17 protein-coding genes are annotated in these 16805 nt (G+C 32.7%); 15 read left to right on the top strand and 2 right to left on the bottom strand.

What is annotated here, in order from left to right; translation table 11 throughout:
* The first annotated feature begins 18 nt into the window (after nt 1-18).
* The gene (gene brnQ / locus HMPREF1984_RS01495; protein WP_021766102.1) at nt 19-1341 is read left to right on the top strand and encodes a branched-chain amino acid transport system II carrier protein; all 1323 of its coding nucleotides are present in this window, start codon (nt 19-21) and stop codon (nt 1339-1341) included.
* 125 nt (nt 1342-1466) lie between these two features.
* Here the strand turns inward: brnQ and aphA are convergent, their stop codons facing one another.
* Complete coding sequence (gene aphA / locus HMPREF1984_RS01500; protein WP_021766103.1) at nt 1467-2195, bottom strand: acid phosphatase AphA; 729 nt, start codon at nt 2193-2195, stop codon at nt 1467-1469.
* Between the two features lie 225 nt (nt 2196-2420).
* On the opposite strand from aphA, the gene HMPREF1984_RS01505 reads away from it, so the two are divergent.
* The 3 genes from HMPREF1984_RS01505 to HMPREF1984_RS01515 all read left to right on the top strand — a co-directional run bounded on the left by HMPREF1984_RS01505 (nt 2421) and on the right by HMPREF1984_RS01515 (nt 4741).
* Entirely contained in the window at nt 2421-2612 is a 192-nt protein-coding gene (locus HMPREF1984_RS01505; RefSeq protein ID WP_021766104.1) for a hypothetical protein, read from the top strand.
* Nucleotides 2612-3010 (top strand): hypothetical protein, encoded by a 399-nt coding sequence (locus tag HMPREF1984_RS01510; RefSeq protein ID WP_021766105.1) that lies wholly within the window; start codon nt 2612-2614, stop codon nt 3008-3010. The genes HMPREF1984_RS01505 and HMPREF1984_RS01510 overlap by 1 nt, the downstream gene beginning before the upstream one ends.
* 546 nt (nt 3011-3556) lie before the next feature.
* The gene (locus HMPREF1984_RS01515) at nt 3557-4741 is read left to right on the top strand and encodes a hypothetical protein (protein ID WP_021766108.1); all 1185 of its coding nucleotides are present in this window, start codon (nt 3557-3559) and stop codon (nt 4739-4741) included.
* A gap of 136 nt (nt 4742-4877) precedes the next feature.
* Here HMPREF1984_RS01515 and HMPREF1984_RS01520 read toward each other — a convergent pair whose 3' ends face one another.
* Nucleotides 4878-5375, bottom strand: a complete 498-nt coding sequence (locus tag HMPREF1984_RS01520; RefSeq protein WP_036099359.1) for a C-GCAxxG-C-C family protein — start codon at nt 5373-5375, stop codon at nt 4878-4880.
* 312 nt (nt 5376-5687) lie between these two features.
* Between HMPREF1984_RS01520 and HMPREF1984_RS01525 the strand changes: the two genes are divergently transcribed.
* From HMPREF1984_RS01525 to HMPREF1984_RS01575, 11 genes are all read left to right on the top strand, one after another.
* Nucleotides 5688-6311: a DUF445 domain-containing protein gene (locus HMPREF1984_RS01525; RefSeq protein ID WP_036099361.1), complete on the top strand. Its 624-nt coding sequence runs from the start codon at nt 5688-5690 to the stop codon at nt 6309-6311.
* An 18-nt stretch (nt 6312-6329) separates the two neighbouring features.
* Entirely contained in the window at nt 6330-7373 is a 1044-nt protein-coding gene (ruvB, locus tag HMPREF1984_RS01530; protein ID WP_021766111.1) for a Holliday junction branch migration DNA helicase RuvB, read from the top strand.
* 63 nt (nt 7374-7436) lie between these two features.
* Entirely contained in the window at nt 7437-8144 is a 708-nt protein-coding gene (locus tag HMPREF1984_RS01535; RefSeq protein WP_036099363.1) for a 16S rRNA (uracil(1498)-N(3))-methyltransferase, read from the top strand.
* Nucleotides 8131-9501 carry a tRNA (N(6)-L-threonylcarbamoyladenosine(37)-C(2))-methylthiotransferase MtaB gene (gene mtaB / locus HMPREF1984_RS01540; protein ID WP_021766113.1) on the top strand — a complete coding sequence of 457 codons (1371 nt, stop codon included), beginning with the start codon at nt 8131-8133 and terminating at the stop codon, nt 9499-9501. The genes HMPREF1984_RS01535 and mtaB overlap by 14 nt, the downstream gene beginning before the upstream one ends.
* A gap of 27 nt (nt 9502-9528) precedes the next feature.
* Nucleotides 9529-9888 (top strand): ribosome silencing factor, encoded by a 360-nt coding sequence (gene rsfS, locus HMPREF1984_RS01545; RefSeq protein ID WP_021766114.1) that lies wholly within the window; start codon nt 9529-9531, stop codon nt 9886-9888.
* Nucleotides 9889-9927: 39 nt separating this feature from the next.
* Entirely contained in the window at nt 9928-11961 is a 2034-nt protein-coding gene (gene mrdA / locus HMPREF1984_RS01550) for a penicillin-binding protein 2 (protein ID WP_021766115.1), read from the top strand.
* 22 nt (nt 11962-11983) lie between these two features.
* The gene (locus tag HMPREF1984_RS01555) at nt 11984-13858 is read left to right on the top strand and encodes a ribonuclease J (protein ID WP_021766116.1); all 1875 of its coding nucleotides are present in this window, start codon (nt 11984-11986) and stop codon (nt 13856-13858) included.
* A 1-nt stretch (nt 13859) separates the two neighbouring features.
* Entirely contained in the window at nt 13860-14198 is a 339-nt protein-coding gene (locus HMPREF1984_RS01560) for a YhbY family RNA-binding protein (protein ID WP_021766117.1), read from the top strand.
* Nucleotides 14191-14652 carry a divergent PAP2 family protein gene (locus tag HMPREF1984_RS01565; RefSeq protein WP_021766118.1) on the top strand — a complete coding sequence of 154 codons (462 nt, stop codon included), beginning with the start codon at nt 14191-14193 and terminating at the stop codon, nt 14650-14652. Before HMPREF1984_RS01560 ends, HMPREF1984_RS01565 begins: the two co-directional genes overlap by 8 nt.
* An 84-nt stretch (nt 14653-14736) precedes the next feature.
* Nucleotides 14737-15486 carry a TlyA family RNA methyltransferase gene (locus HMPREF1984_RS01570; protein WP_021766119.1) on the top strand — a complete coding sequence of 250 codons (750 nt, stop codon included), beginning with the start codon at nt 14737-14739 and terminating at the stop codon, nt 15484-15486.
* An 8-nt stretch (nt 15487-15494) separates the two neighbouring features.
* Nucleotides 15495-16805: a S41 family peptidase gene (locus tag HMPREF1984_RS01575; protein WP_021766120.1), complete on the top strand. Its 1311-nt coding sequence runs from the start codon at nt 15495-15497 to the stop codon at nt 16803-16805.

Genomic DNA, 16805 nt, shown 5'->3' on the forward strand with positions numbered 1-16805 from the left:
TGTATAATTAAATAAAAGATGAAGAAAAAAGAATTATTAATGATTGGATTAATGGTATTTTCTGTATTTTTTGGTGCCGGGAACCTTATTTTTCCACCAATTATTGGAAAGCAGGCAGGAACAAGTGTATTTACTACAATGTTCTTTTTTAGTATAACAGCTATTATATTTCCTATTCTTGGAGTAGTAGCAGTTGCAAAGTCGGATGGACTTAGAAACCTGGCTAATAGAGTAGATCCTATATTTTCAATTATATTCACTATTGCGGCATATTTGGCTATAGGACCTGCACTTGCAATGCCAAGAGCAGGTACTTTACCTTTTGAAATTGCAATATCGCCATATATACCGGCAAATGTTCCAAAAGGTCTTATACTGTTTATTTATACGACAGTATTTTTCGGAGTAGTATACTGGCTAAGCTTAAGTCCTAACAAACTTCTGGAAAGAATAAGCAAAATTACATCACCTATATTTCTTGTGTTAATACTTATGCTTTTTGTAGGTACTTTCTTAAAGCCAATGGGAGGATATATGCCACCTGAACCTTTATATGCAAAGAATATGGGATTACAGGGTTTCCTGGACGGGTATCTTACTTTAGATGCACTGGCAGGGCTAAATTATGGTCTGGTTGTAGTATATGTTATTAAACAGAAGAATATACTGGAAGAATCTAAAATAACAAAGATTGTAGTTTTAACAGGAATATTTGCAGGAATTTTACTTTTTGTTGTGTATATGATGCTTGCACATGTAGGAGCGTCAAGTATTTCAAAGTTTCCAAATACAAGTAATGGGGCAGAAATATTGGCAGATGTAATGAAATACCTATATGGAAATTTTGGAGCGGTACTTCTGGCATGTATGTTTACAGTTGCATGTCTTAATATAGGAGTTGGTCTGACAACTTCATTAAGCCAGTATTTTCATTCTATGGTAAAAAGAGTTCCTTATAAAGTCTGGGCTACAATATGGGTTATATGGAGCTATATGCTGGCAAATCTTGGACTGAATAAGATAATGGAATATAGTGTTCCGGTGCTTCTGGCAATTTATCCGGCTTCATTAGTTCTTATTGTTCTTGCACTGATAGACAAGTATATAAAGGGGAGTTCAACTGTATATAGATTTGCAATATATCCTACTGTTGTAATAAGTATTATACATACGCTTGATAAAATAAATATTGAAATACCTCTGGCATCCTCACTGGTAAAAAAATTACCTTTGCAAAGTGCCGATTTGGGATGGCTTTCTGTAGCTGGAATTTGTTTTGTAATAGGATTTATCATATCTAAAGTGACAGAAAAAAATACTGTTGATGTAGAGGTTAATTAAAAATAATAGTTAATAAATTTTGAAAATTGAAATTTTATATAAAATTTTTGATATGATTTAATGTAAATAGTAAAGGGGCTGTTTTTTAACAGCCCCTTTTTAAGGAGTGTTTGTAATTAAGAATATTACCATGCAGAATTTATTACTACTTCTTCTCCATATCCACCATTAAGTTTTTGAGGGTTAGTAGAGTTGTACGCTCTTTGTACACGGATTCCTCTAATTCCTAACTCTCTTGCAGCAAGAATATCATCATCACTGTCTCCGTAGTGGATAGATACATTATGTTTTTTAATGTAGTATGATTTATCATATTTGTATCCTCCTGTAGGAGTGTCAGCAGTATATTCTACGTAAACTTCTTTAGGCAATTCAAAGTATCTCTGTAATGTTTTAGAAAGTTTAGTAGAAGTATAGTTCTTATCTTTTGAGTGTTTAGTTCTTCCAGTTATAAAGAATACATTATCTCCTCTTTCAAGGTGCATTTTTATAAGATCTTTTGCAGATTGTTTAGGAATTGAATGTTCATCTCCATTTTCAGCAACATAATCCCAGAACTTCTGATTGTAAAGATAACTTATTGGTCCTCTTTTATCTCCAGGAATTTGGTAGTAGTGCTGTCCATAGATGAAATATCCACTTGAATGAAGTAATGTATCATCAATATCAAAACTTACGTTGATAGGCCCTTTTCCTTCAAGACTTTTCTTAATATCTTCCACAGATACAAAATGTACTGCTTTCTGAACTTTATCAGTTGAGTAGAACCCTTCGTGAGTATAAGGAACTTTTGGTCCTGCAGCAAATGCAGAAGTAGCTGACAAAACTGCCAGAGCTAATAATAATTTTTTCATTATATCCTCCTAAAAATTAAGTTACATTATATTATACCCTATTTTAAAATTTTAACATTAAAATAGAATTATTATTTTATTGATTTTTATTGTAAAAATGTGGAATATGGGGTATAATTTAGGTAAGTAAAGAATCTATTTTATCTTTATAATATCAAAAAAGATTATGATATAGATTAAGATAGGGGACTTGTAGCAAAGTATTATAATATTGACAATGAAAAAATGGTGACAGGAAAAATAAAGAATAAGACAAAATGGGAAATAAATGGTGCTTGGAACAGCAGTGATTTTTTTACTGAAACAATAAAAAGAGGTATTCGTTGGGAAGGGACTTCACCAAGTGGAGTAAAAATAGAAGGATTTTTAAATAAGAAGGGAACAAGAGCCTTTCCAAAATATGAAGGAGGAAACTGATGAAAGTGAAATTTTTTTATAAATTAGCTAAAATAGGTAAATTATGGCCTCCAGACTGTGATGTTATAGATGATGAAAAATATGATGTTAATTACTCACGTTATTTAGCTGGAGCTGTATGGGAGATGAGATATGTCTCAGATGTAGATCGGGAACTGGATGAAATAGAAAGAGTGGAGAGTGGGGAAATAGAGTGCTTTGAAACAGGAACAGAGATATTTTTCACTTTCGTATATAAAGACAGGGTAGAGTTTGGATCAGACTTCTACGACTGGCCGGACTGGAGCTGTACTTTGGATGAATATAAAAGAGTATTGTTAGGAAAAAAGGCATTTTTAATGCTACCTAAAGAAATAGAAAGTTATTTGGAAATAAAGATAAATGACATTGAGAAATAAATGTAGAGTTAAATTATTGAAAAGATTTCTATTATTTAAACTAGACAGTAATTGGAGTATTCCTGCTGTTTTGTCTATCCTGTGGAAATAAACAGTCAAAAGATGTATCGAGTAATTCGTCAGGAGAAGTGAAAAAAGTTGAAAAAAACAATTAATCAAGAATATTAAGGATTATCATAACCAGAATGAGGTAAAAAATAATGATAACACTGGATTTTTACATTCAACAAATAATAGTTATTTTACTTGTATTAAACTTGAAAAATTATTGTTATTTTAAATTTCGTGATATTATTCTTCTAAGCATAGATGCTATTATGGATTTGGAATGACTATTCTAACTCTTTATAACGGGATAGGCATAGAAACAATATTCTATACTGTTATTTTTGTGTTCGGTATAGTAAAAATATTTCAAATAATATTTATTTTTAAAAATAAGAAAATTAATAAAAAAATGATAAAAATAACTTGAATTATTGAGATAATAATATTTATTATCTGGCTTATTCTTAATCAGTAGTAATTCAAGAAGAAAGGAATATAATGAAAAAAATATTGTTTATATTACTGATATTTTTATCCTGCAATAATACAAACAGTGATAGCAGGGGAAAAGAATATTTTTATAAACTTCAGGAAAAGTATGTTAAATCAGATGGAGAGAAGGATTTTTCAGAACTGCTGGATTTTTATAATGTCTATAAACAGAAGGAAATTAAGGAAGCAAAAGAAAAACTTGAGGAGTTTTATAGACAGAATAAAGATATGGATGCACTGCAATATATGCTGAAAAATAGTGATATAACAGATAACAGTTATTATCTGGCAACTATTTATGAAGATTGTGAAAATTCCAAATGTCTTGAAAGGCTGTTAAAGTTTTATAATTCTGCATATGAGCTGACAAAAGATATCGAAAGATTTTCTTCTGTCCTAGATTTCGGAAGTGAAGTTCTTGGAAAGGAAAAATATGAGTCGCTGGAAAAATTTTCGATTGATAATAACTCGTTATATGCCATAAATATTAAGAAAACAAGGGAAAACATGATTGAAGAAGAATATGAAAACCCAAAAATAAGGATAAAGAATAAGGAATATATTATCTTACAGGAAAAGGAAATAAATTTAGTAAAAGAAAATCAGAAGATAAAATTTTTTCTTATAAGCAGTACTGTTGAAGGTGGAGGGATTGAATCCTATCTGTATTTCAAAAATAAAGGAAGGGAATATCTGACAAAACTTGAAATACATACAGTAGGGTCTCCATATAATATTGAGCTGAAAGATTTGAATGGAGACGGTCAGGAAGAAATAATAATTGAAAATTTAGAAGATGGAATATTTATGTCTTTAAATAAACTCTATGTATTTAAAGTTACTGAAAATGGTATGGAAAAAAAACTGAACACGTATGACATAGACTTAAAGAAATATTTTGATTATAAAATGAATATTAAGAATATGGTAATTACTGTGAAGGATGACTTTGGATACAGGAAAGATACAGAGTATAAATTACCTGATAGAATAGAGACGAGATTTTTCGGAGCTTTTGATGGAGTAATACAAGGAGTAGTTAAAGATAAAATTATAATGAGAGTAATTAATTTTCAAAATTATGAAATAGTTTTTGACAAGGATTTAAATTATAAGCTGAAGGCCATCACTCCAGAAAATAATCCGCTTAACCTATCGGTTAATTACGGACTTTATGAGCAGGCAAAATAATAAAATATAATAATTCAAATTATTTAAAGTAATCATAAATAAAAAACACATCTGCCCCGAGATATACTCCTTATCAGATGTGTTTTTATTTTCCACAATTTATATTTTTAAGTTTATTTTAAATATTTTCAGCTAACTATTCTGAATCCTTTGCTAAAATTTTGTTATCATTTATAAGCTGTTCAGCAACCCATTCAGCAACTTTTCCTGTAATTTCAACACAATGACGTTTTCTTTCAGGACTTTTAAAGTCGTCGCCTCTCCATTTTCTTGTCATTACACGGCAGCAGCATGATCCATATTCTTTCATAGTGTAGTCATGAAGACCTTTTGACATTTCAAACATTTTTTCCTGCATTGCTTCTCCCTGAGTTCTTCCGTAAACAATTCCTAATGCCATTTGTCCTCCAGATACAGATCCGCAAAGACATCCTGCTTTTCCCATTCCTATAGGGAATCCACTTGCCATTTTAACAACTTCAGGTTGATATGGCTGTCCAAGATAGTTGTTTATAACTGTAACAACTGCTTCACTACAGAAAAAAGTTCCGTCATCGTAAAGTTCTTCAGCATCCTTTTTAATTTTTGCAACAAGTTCTTCTTTTGTGTATTGAGTTGTATCAATTTTATCCATTGTTCTCTCCTCCAACATGATATAATTAAAAAAATAACTTTTTCTCTTTATAATATAGCATATAAAATAAAATTATGGAAGAAGGAAAAACAAATACAGTATTTGAAATTTGAATATACACAACAAACGTTATTGAATAAATTTATAAATTGCTAGGGAAAAGTATTATTTAAAGGATTTGAACAAAATTAAACAATAAATTTACAGATTTATAAAAAAACTCGATAAAAGTTGTAAAATAGCGATAAATATGATACCATAGAATGTACAATTGGGAATTGGAAATGTTATGAAAATGTTGGAGGAAAAAATTTGAAGAATCTTGTGATACAGTTTTTAATAATGGTATCTGTGGGAACGTTAATTGGATGGTTTACAAACTATTTAGCCATAAAGCTGTTATTTAGACCTTATAAGGAAGTGAACCTGCTGTTTTTCAAAATACAGGGACTTATACCAAAAAGAAGGGATGAAATCGCTGTAAATATATCGGAAGTTATTGAAAAGGAGCTCATATCCCTTGATGATATAGCCGAAAAGTTTCAGAACAGTGAATTTAATGAAGAAATGATTGATGAACTGCTTGATAAAATAATCGGGGAAAAACTGCAGAGAAGCATTTTAGAGAAAAATCCGCTGCTGAAAATGTTAATTAATGATTCGATGATAGAAAAAATAAAGAAGTATTTTAAAAATGCAATACTTGAAAACAAGGAAGAAATAATCTCGGAAATAATTAAAATTGCAAAAGATAAAATAGACTTCAAGGAAATAATGCTTTCAAAAATGCAGAATTTTTCACTTGAGGAAACAGAAGAGATAATATTGAGAATTTCTAAAAATGAATTAAAGCATATAGAAATAATAGGCGGAATATTAGGTGGAGTTATTGCAGTGTTCCAGTTTTTTATAATGCTGTTTGTAAGACAAATATAAAAGCGGTAGGTAGATATGATGGATGATGAAAGAATATTGGCACCAAAGGAACTCAGTGAAGACAATATTCAAAAGTCTTTACGTCCAAAAACTTTTAATGAGTATATAGGACAGGAAGATTTAAAGGAAAAAATGAATATTTTTATAAAAGCTGCAAAAATGAGAAATGAGGCAATGGATCATATACTTCTTTATGGACCGCCGGGGCTTGGAAAAACCACCCTTGCAGGAGTTATTGCAACAGAAATGGGAGTGAATCTTAAAGTCACTACCGGACCTGTTCTGGAAAAGGCTGGAGATTTAGCGGCAATTTTGACATCTCTTGAAGAAAACGATATCCTGTTTATAGATGAAATTCATAGGCTTAATACGTCGGTGGAGGAAATACTTTATCCTGCTATGGAAGACGGGGAACTGGATATTCTTATTGGGAAAGGTCCGGCCGCAAGAAGTATAAGAATTGAACTTCCAAAGTTTACTCTGATTGGAGCAACAACAAGGGCAGGACAGCTGAGTACTCCACTGAGGGACAGATTTGGGGTAACTCATCGTATGGAATACTACAAGCTGGAAGAACTGAAGGAAATTATAAGAAGAGGAACGAGCATACTTAATGTAAAGTACGATGAAGACGGAATAGAGGAAATTGCAAGAAGAAGCAGGGGAACCCCCAGAATAGCCAATAGGCTTTTAAAAAGAGCAAGGGATTATGCCCTTGTTACAGGAAACGGAGTTCTTAATAAGGAAAGCGTAAATGGAATACTGAAACTGCTTGGAGTGGATGAAAATGGACTTGATGAACTTGACAGGAATATACTGAAATCAATCATAACCGTGTATAACGGCGGACCTGTGGGAATTGAGACATTGTCACTGCTTCTGGGTGAGGACAAGAGAACAATAGAAGAAGTTTATGAACCTTATCTTGTGAAAATAGGCTTCATTAAAAGAACTCAGAGGGGAAGAATTGTTACAGAACATGGATACAGACATCTTGGGCTTGAAAAGGCGTTGTCAGGTAAGGAAGATGTTGAAAATGATTATGAAAATAGATTATTTTAAAGAGCTTTTCCTAATTGGAAATAGGTTATATTCAAAGTATAATAAATGTTGAGGTGTATTTAATTGTTGACAGTCATAGCAGATAAGAAGAATATTAATGGAAATGAAATTCTGATAAATGACAGGGGAGACTGTAACCACATACAGAATGTCTATCGTTTAAATGTGGGGGACAGATTAAGGGTTATTGATGGTGAATATGAATATGCCACTGAAATTACCGGCATGGGCAAAAAAGAAATAAAACTAAAAATAATAGAGAAAAAAACTGATAATTATTCGCTGAATATTAATATAGATGTTGCACTCGGAATATTGAAAAATGACAAGATGAATCTAGCAATTCAGAAACTTACAGAAATTGGAATAAATAAAATAATACCTTTAAAAACTGAGAGGGTTGTTGTAAAGATTAATGAAAAAAAGGAAAAATGGGAAACAGTGGTAAGAGAATCCCTTAAGCAGTGTAAAGGTGTAAAGTTTACAGAGATTGATGAAGTGACAGGGCTACAAAGCATAAACTATGAATTATATGATAAAATTATATATGCTTACGAGAATAGCTGTGAATCGGAAATTTTATTTAATTTAATTGATAATAAGGATAAAAATATTTTATATATTGTTGGGCCTGAAGGAGGCATAACTGAAGAGGAGGTTATGTTTCTGAAAAGTAAGGGCGGAATTGAAATAAGTCTTGGAAAGAGAATATTGAGGGCAGAAACGGCGGCAATTGTCATAGGAGGTATACTGGCAAATGTCTATAAGTAACAAAGATATGGAAAGAGTAACAGAAGATAAAAAGCAGAAGGAAAAAACGGTGGCATTTTACACGTTGGGATGTAAAGTGAACCAGTATGAAACAGAAATTATAAAGAAGGATTTTCTTGATAATGACTACAGGGAAGTAGACTTTGAAGAAAAAGCAGATGTATATGTTGTAAATACATGTACAGTTACAAATGTCGCTGACAGGAAGAACAGGAAAATGCTGCGGCGTGCAAAAAATAACAATCCTGATTCAGTTGTAGTAGCTACAGGCTGTTATGCACAGACGAATCTTGATGACCTGAAGGAAATGAAGGAAATAGACTTCATTATAGGAAATTCAAAAAAGGAAAATGTGTTCAGCATAGTTGACAAGAATGTTTCACATTATCAGGTAGACAACATATTTGATGAGAAGGAGTACAGTTCTAAAAAATATACAGTATTGAGGGAGAAGGCAAGAGCGTTTGTAAAAATACAGGACGGATGTACAAAATTCTGTTCCTACTGTAAAATACCCTATGCAAGGGGACTGAGCAGATCAAGAGCTGTTGAAAGTGTTCTTGAAGAAATAACTTATCTTGGTGAGCAGGGGTATAAGGAAGTTGTCCTGACAGGTATAAATATGAGTGAATATGGGCTTGATCTGGAACCAAAAACTGATTTTGATAATGTACTTGAAAAAATACTGGAAATAGATACTATTGAAAGAGTGAGAGTAAGTTCGGCTTATCCAGATACAATAACGGATAAATTTTTGCATATGCTTAAAAATAATCCGAAGCTGATGCCCCATCTGCATGTATCGATTCAGACAATGGATGATAAAATACTACATCTTATGAGAAGGGAATATGAAGCAAAGTTTGTAGTGGATATACTTCAGAAGGTTCAGAAGGAAGTTCCTGAAATTTCCCTGACAGCTGATGTTATAGTTGGATTTCCTCAGGAAGAGGAGGAAAATTTCAGTAATACTATGAAAAATCTTGAACTGATAGGATTTTCAGATTTACACGTATTTCCTTATTCTGACAGGGAAAAAACCACAGCTGCAAAGCTTGATGGGAAAGTTGAGTCGCAGGTAAAAAAAATGCGTGTGAAAATGGTGGAAGAGCTGAATAAAAGAAAATATGCAGAATTTAGAGAAAATATGATTGGAAGCAGCCAGAAAATTTACATAGAAGAAATCACAGAAGATATAGCTTATGGATATACTGAAAATTATATAAAGGTATTTATGAAACTGAAAAATGAAAATGAAAATAATCTCGATGTTAAGGTATCAGATATGGTTGATGTAATTATAACAGGATTTGATGGTACTTTACTTGAGGGAAATATAATAAAAATATGGGATTGAAAAAATTAAATAAAAAGGAAGTGTAGAATGAAAGGGAAAAACGATTTGGAACTGGAAAAAGAAGTTTCTTCAATAGTTAATATTATTGAAGATAAAAAAGGACAGGATATTAAAGTGTATGACATGAGAGGAAGATCGCCATTTTTTGATTATTCCATATTATGTACAGGAAGTTCTTCAAGAAATATTGAAGCGATAGCGTCAGATATAAAGAAAAGTCTGACAAATATTAGAAATGTGGAAGGACTTGAAGAATGTAACTGGGTTCTGATAGATGGCGGAGACATTATTGTAAGTGTATTTAGTAAGGATGCAAGGGAATACTACCAGCTGGATGCATTTTATTCAGGAGTTAACGGAAACCAGACAGAAGAAGAGATAGATTAATAAAACATATAGAAGTGCGTATTTGAAGGAGTAAAATATATGAGAGAACTGGATAAGGAGGGAAGAAGCCCTAGATACATTGCTTTCATCTCTCTGGTAACACTTGTTTTTTTAATTTTTATAGGAAGATTGTTCGCGATACAGATACTGGAAGCTTCAAAATACGAAGAAAGAGCATTGCAGAACAGAATAAGGACTAATATTATAAAAGCAACAAGAGGGGAAATATATGACAGGAATGGAAAACTTCTCGCAAAAAATATTACAGGATATATGCTGGTTCATTATGCTACAAAACAGATAGACTCTACAGATACAAAAATTCTGAGGGAAATACAGAGTTTTAATATGGATCAGATAAGAGAGAGACTGTCAAAAGAGAAAAAATCCAGACAGGAAAAACTTCTGGAAACAATAATAGACATAAAAAAAATAAGTGAACTTACAGGGTATACAACAGATTACATTATTACAAGGTTTTTTAAACAGCCACGTATAGGAACTGATAAATCAATACTTGTTATAGAAGATTTAGATAAGAATATAGCTTTAAAAGCTATAGAAAAAATCGATAATAATAGGATAGATATAGTAGAATATAATAAAAGATTTTATCCTGAAGACAGTATTGCTTCACATGTAATAGGAAATGTAAAACCTATTGATGAGAAGGAATATGAAAAACTAAAAGAAGAAGGGTATCAGAATACAGATCTTATAGGGAAAAAAGGTGTCGAAAAGCAATATGATAAAGAAATGAAAGGTCAGGATGGAGTTGAAAATGTTGAAGTTGATGCTAAAGGTAATACAATAAGACGTTTAGAAAATACTGATAGTATAGCTGGTAAGAGTATATATTTATCAATTGATTTAGAATTGCAAAAATATATGACAAAGGCTTTTGAAGGGGAAAGTGGAGCATTTATTGCAATGGAAGCAAAAACGGGGAAAATAATAACTTTTGTAAGTTATCCTGAAATAAGCCTTAATCTGTTAAGTTCAAGAATTCCTGATGCACAATGGAATGAACTGGTGAATTCAAAATCAAAACCACTTGTAAATAAGGGAATTGCTGGATTATATCCTCCTGGATCAACTTACAAGGCTGTAACAGGAGTGGCTATCCTTGAATCAGGAATTTCTCCATATGAAAGTGTAGTATCAACAGGACAGTACAGATATAAAGGACTCGTATTCAGAGATTCCAGTAAATCAGGACATGGAGTCACTAATTTTAATAAATCAATAGAACAATCAGTAAATACTTATTATTATGTATTTTCACAAAAGGCAGGATTAGATAATGTCATAAAATATTCTAAGGAATTTGGAATAGGTGAAAAAACAGGAATAGATATTCCTGGAGAATTACCTGGAACATTACCTACACCTGAATGGAAAAAGAAAAGATTTAAAAATTCAAAGAATCCTGGTGACAGAACATGGCTTCCGGGAGATCTTATAAATATGTCCATCGGTCAGGGATATGTGCTTACAACACCTTTACAGATTGCATCTGTCTACCAGATTATAGCTAATAACGGTGTAATGATGAAACCTACAGTTGTGGATAAGTTTATGCTGTATGACGGTAAAATGGAAATTAATAAACCGCAGGTAGTAAGAAAAGTAAATATAAGTGAAAAGACTCTTAAATTGATGCAGAATGCATTGAGATTGCCTGTTGCGGGAGCAGGGGGAACTGCCAAAATTTTAAGATTTAATGATTTTCCTGTATCAGCAAAAACAGGTACAGCACAGAATACAGGATTTAAGGACCACCACTCATGGATTGCGGGATATTTTCCATCAAATAATCCTGAAATTGTTTTTGTGTCAATTGTAGAAGGTGGAGGTTATGGAGGAACGGCATCAGGAAATATGGCAAGAATCTTTATTGAAAAATACAGGGAACTTGACAGGGCAAGAAAAAATGCCGCAGCTGCTGAAGAAGCAAAAAAACAGCAGCAGAATAACCAAAATAACCAGAATTCACAGAATAATCAGAATGGACAAAATAACGTAGCTGTTCAAAATAATGGTCAGAGAAAAAGAAGAGGAAATAAAAGATAAATAAAGAAAAGGAGGTAATTAGATGTCGGAAAAAGTCGGGAAAAAAGGAAATGAAAAAGCAGATTATCCTTTTAAAAGAAATTTTTCTAAAAATGCTAATATAACCAGAATAAAATCTAATGTTCAGAATACTGCATTTTACAGTGATGATGAATATTTGAATGAAACGGCAGGTTCGAAATTTATACCTGAAAAAATAGATCCTGCCAATGTAAAAAATGAAAATAGAAAGAAAGAGGAAAAAATGTATGTTATTCCTCTTGGGGGAATTGAAGAAATTGGAAAGAATATGACTGCATTTCAGTACAAAGATGAAATTATAATTGTAGATGCAGGACTTACATTTCCTGAAGACGAGCATTTGGGAATAGATGTCATAATTCCTGATTTTTCATATCTGGAAAGCAACAGGGACAAAGTAAAGGCATTACTTTTAACACATGGTCACGAGGATCATATAGGGGCAATACCTTACTTATATCAGAAATTGGGATCAGAAGATATTCCAATGTATGGAGGAAGGCTGACACTGGAACTTGCAAAGGCAAAATTTGAGAAGAGGGATACAAAACTCCCTAAAGAAAAAATTATAAAGGGAAGAAGCATACTTAAAATTTCAAAATATTTCACAGTGGAATTTATAAGTGTTACCCACAGTATAGCTGACTGTTATGCAATATGCATAAAAACACCTGCAGGAACAATTCTTCATACGGGAGATTTCAAGGTGGATTTAACACCTGTTGATGGTGAAGGATTTGATTTTGGAAGACTTGCACAGCTTGGAGAAGAAGGGGTAGACCTTTTACTTTCAGACAGTACGAATGCACAGATACCAGGATTTACACCTTCAGAAAGAACAGTTGGGGAAAGTCTGAAGGATGAATTTTCTAAAGCTCAGGGAAGAATAATACTGGCTGCATTCGCTTCACATGTACATAGATTGCAGCAGATAATTTATATAGCTGAAAATTATGGAAGAAAAATAGCCATAGATGGAAGAAGTATGGTTAAAATATTTGAAATATGTTCAAATCTTGGATATTTAAAAATTCCAAAAGGAATAATGGTGGAAATAGATAAGGTTGAAACATTGCCGGCAAATCAGGTGCTAATATTATGTACAGGAACGCAGGGGGAACCTCTGGCCGCACTGTCTAGAATAGCGAATGGAAGTCATAAGTATATTTCATTGAGGGAAGGGGATACAGTAGTAATTTCAGCAACTCCTATTCCTGGAAATGAAAAGGCTGCCTATAAGAATATAAATCAGCTTATGAAAAGACATGCAAATGTTGTTTTTGAAAAGGGAGTTGGAATACACGTTTCAGGTCATGGCTGCCAGGAAGAACAGAAACTGATGCTGAATCTTATAAAGCCTAAATTTTTCATGCCAGTGCATGGGGAATATGTAATGCTTAAAAAACATAAGGAACTGGCAGAAGCTGTAGGAATTCCTTCAGAAAATATAATACTGGCTGAAAATGGTATGAAGCTGGAACTTACAAAATCAAATTTCAAAGCTGTAGGAAAAGTTCCAAGCGGAGTGACACTGATAGATGGATTTGGAATAGGGGATATTGGAAATGCAGTATTGAAGGACAGACAGAACCTTGCTGATGACGGTATCGTAATAATTTCAATTTCACAGTATAAGACAGGTAAGTTTAGTAAACAGATAGAGCTTGTAACTAGAGGATTTGTGTATAATAAAGATGCAGAAAGCCTGCTGACAGAAACAAAAGAGCTTATAAGACTTGAACTGGAAAATATGGAAACACAGGATGTAAAGGAAATTGGGAAAATAAAACAGAGATTAAAATTGAAAATAGGAGAATTCCTGAATAAGAAAACTGACAGGGAACCAATAATTCTACCTATAATAATGGAGGTTTAAAATGAATCTTTCGAGTAAAGAAAGAGCTTTTCTGAAAAAATTGGCACATGATCTTGAGCCTGTTGTGAGAATAGGAAAGGGCGGTATAGATGACGATGTTATTGAAAGTATCGCAAATGTGGTAAAAAAAAGGGAACTGATAAAAGTGAAAATATTGCAGAATTCCTCAGTGGAACTGGAAAGGGAACTAGGAAATGAAATAGCTGCAAAAACAGATTCAGTATATGTGGACAGTATTGGGAAAGTCCTGATATTCTTCAAGGCTGATAATAAAAAAGGAAAAATAACAAAGGAATTTAATGACTTTAAAAGGAAAGGGAAGAAAGTAGAAAATGAGTAGTGGGATATTGTTTGGGAACAGGCTGCTGGATGTAGCTGCAATTTCCTGTTTTGCCGCACAGTTTTATAAAGTATTTTCACCTCTTCTAAAAAAGGAAAAAATACAGTGGATAAGACTGTTTCAGACTGGCGGAATGCCAAGTTCCCATGCATCAACGGTTGTTTCTCTTGCTACAGGAGTGTACATTCTTAAGGGAGCAGCTTCAATAGAATTTGCAATTTCAATGGTGTTCATGGGAATAGTTCTGTATGATGCCACTGGTATAAGAAGACAGGCTGGAAAACACGCAAAAGCTTTGAATACTCTTGTAGATAATATAGAAAAGAGGGAAGGTATAGAAATAATAAGTGAGGAATTCAAGGAATTTCTTGGTCATACACCTTTCGAAGTTTTTATAGGAAGTATTCTTGGAATAGTTTTAGGATTTTTATTTAAAGGGTACATTTTAGGATAAAGTGTATAAGTATTGGTTTAAATAATAAAAAATAAATGAAAAAATAAGAAAAGTATTTTATTATTTAGGAGTTAGTAAAAAGGCATGAAAAAAAGACTTGATTTAATTCTTGTGGAGCGAGGACTGTTTGATACGAGGGAGAAGGCTAAAAGGGAAATTATGGCTGGAAATGTAATTGTAAACGAACAGGCAGTAACAAAAGCAGGAACGAATTTTAAAGACACTGATGAACTGTCAATAAGAATAAAAGATAGATTGAAATATGTGAGCCGAGGTGGATTAAAGCTGGAAAAGGCAATAAAAATATGGAATCTTGATTTTAAGGATAAAATAATACTGGATATAGGGGCATCTACAGGAGGTTTTACAGACTGTGCATTGCAGAATGGAGCCAAGAGAGTTTATGGTGTGGATGTTGGAACAAATCAGCTTGACTGGAGGCTGAAAAACGATGAAAGAGTAGTTTCCATAGAAGAAACTCATATAAAGGATCTGACGCCTGAAGATGTGGAAAACAGTAAGGTTGATTTTATAGTTATTGATGTTTCATTTATTTCGCTGACAAAAGTTATTCCTTATCTTGAAAAGTTCCTTAATGAAAATGGGCAGGTTGTAATGCTCATAAAACCCCAGTTTGAAGTTGGAAGGGAAAAGATTGGGAAAAATGGTGTAGTCATTGACGAAAACTACCATGATGAAGCAATAAAAAAAATAATTGCATTTTCAGAGAAAAGTGGCTATGAACTGGTGGGAGTGGAGGATTCTCCCATAAAAGGAACTAAAGGGAACAAGGAATTTCTGATACTGATTAATTTTAATAAGCAAAATAAATAGGAGGAAAAATGAAAAAAAATAAGTTACTTCGTGCAATTTTTGGACTTATACTGGTAAGTGTACCTTTGTTTTGTGCTACAACTATAATAAAAACTGCCAGAAATGACAAAAATGAAAGTGCAGGATATACAAAAGATACGACAGAGCTAAATAGAATAGTGGATGTCATTAACATAATTGAGAACAGATTTGTAGGTAAGGAGGAAACTCCAAGCAAGGAAGAACTTTATAAAGGAGCTGTTGCAGGAGTTATAAATAAATTAAATGATCCTTATTCAGAATATCTGTCAAAGGAAGATCTTGAGCATTTTGCTGAAGATATGGACGGAGAATATGTAGGAGTAGGAATGACTATAAATAAGAAAAAAGGGGAAGCACTGGAAGTTGTTTCACCATTTATAGGAAGTCCTGCGGAAAAAGTTGGAATAAAAATTGGAGACAGAATAACAAAAGTCGATGATAAGGATATACTTCCACTGACAGCTGCAGATACTGTAAAACTGTTAAAAGGGAAAGAAGGAACAAAAGTAAATGTTGAAATTGTCAGAAGTGGAAAAAAAGAACCATTGAAATTTACTATGACAAGGGCAAAAATAAAGCTGGAAATGGTTGAAAGCAAAATGCTTGATAACAATATAGGATATGTGAGCCTTTTAAGATTTGGAAATCATGTCGGAGAAGAAGTACAGAAGGCTATAAAAGATTTACAGGCTAAAGGAATGAAAGGGTTAATCCTTGACCTGAGACTTAATCCAGGAGGTTCATTGCAGGAAGCGCAGGATATATCATCTCTTCTTGTAAAGGAAAACTTGATCGTTTCCCTAAAATATAAAAACGGACAGGAAAGAAAATATAACAGAACATTAAGCAATATGGGAGATTTTCCATTGGTAGTACTTATAAATAAAGGAAGTGCTTCAGCTTCAGAAATCGTTACAGGAGCTATAAAGGATTATAAAAGAGGTACAATTATAGGAGAAAAAACATTTGGAAAAGGAATAGTGCAGCAGGTAATACCTCTGAAAACAAATGATGCAATAAAACTGACAATAGCACAGTACTTTACACCAAAAGGTAACTATATACATGAAAAAGGTATTGAACCTGATATAAAGGTTGAAATGGAAGAACTTCTGGCATTGAAGGGATATGCAAATGATTCTGCAGAAGCAAGAAAAAACAGGGAAAAGGAAATAGAGGAAATACTTGTTAAGGATAAGGGTGCAGAAGAAGCAAAAAAAATAATTGCAGCAGGAGATGTACAGTTAAAAAGAGCAATTGAAGAAATGAATAAAAAACTGAAAACTGTAAAAAAATAG

It is taken from the genome of Leptotrichia sp. oral taxon 215 str. W9775 (genome assembly GCF_000469505.1).
GTDB lineage: Bacteria > Fusobacteriota > Fusobacteriia > Fusobacteriales > Leptotrichiaceae > Leptotrichia_A.

Coding starts and splice junctions, on each gene's coding strand:
- HMPREF1984_RS01575 (WP_021766120.1), top strand. CDS start 15,495: ATGAAAAAAAATAAGTTACTTCGTGCAATTTTTGGACTTATACTGGTA.
- HMPREF1984_RS01515 (WP_021766108.1), top strand. CDS start 3,557: ATGAAAAAAATATTGTTTATATTACTGATATTTTTATCCTGCAATAAT.
- HMPREF1984_RS01570 (WP_021766119.1), top strand. CDS start 14,737: ATGAAAAAAAGACTTGATTTAATTCTTGTGGAGCGAGGACTGTTTGAT.
- mtaB (WP_021766113.1), top strand. CDS start 8,131: ATGTCTATAAGTAACAAAGATATGGAAAGAGTAACAGAAGATAAAAAG.
- HMPREF1984_RS01555 (WP_021766116.1), top strand. CDS start 11,984: ATGTCGGAAAAAGTCGGGAAAAAAGGAAATGAAAAAGCAGATTATCCT.
- ruvB (WP_021766111.1), top strand. CDS start 6,330: ATGGATGATGAAAGAATATTGGCACCAAAGGAACTCAGTGAAGACAAT.
- brnQ (WP_021766102.1), top strand. CDS start 19: ATGAAGAAAAAAGAATTATTAATGATTGGATTAATGGTATTTTCTGTA.
- HMPREF1984_RS01565 (WP_021766118.1), top strand. CDS start 14,191: ATGAGTAGTGGGATATTGTTTGGGAACAGGCTGCTGGATGTAGCTGCA.
- rsfS (WP_021766114.1), top strand. CDS start 9,529: ATGAAAGGGAAAAACGATTTGGAACTGGAAAAAGAAGTTTCTTCAATA.
- HMPREF1984_RS01520 (WP_036099359.1), bottom strand. CDS start 5,375: ATGGATAAAATTGATACAACTCAATACACAAAAGAAGAACTTGTTGCA.
- aphA (WP_021766103.1), bottom strand. CDS start 2,195: ATGAAAAAATTATTATTAGCTCTGGCAGTTTTGTCAGCTACTTCTGCA.
- mrdA (WP_021766115.1), top strand. CDS start 9,928: ATGAGAGAACTGGATAAGGAGGGAAGAAGCCCTAGATACATTGCTTTC.
- HMPREF1984_RS01510 (WP_021766105.1), top strand. CDS start 2,612: ATGAAAGTGAAATTTTTTTATAAATTAGCTAAAATAGGTAAATTATGG.
- HMPREF1984_RS01505 (WP_021766104.1), top strand. CDS start 2,421: ATGGTGACAGGAAAAATAAAGAATAAGACAAAATGGGAAATAAATGGT.
- HMPREF1984_RS01560 (WP_021766117.1), top strand. CDS start 13,860: ATGAATCTTTCGAGTAAAGAAAGAGCTTTTCTGAAAAAATTGGCACAT.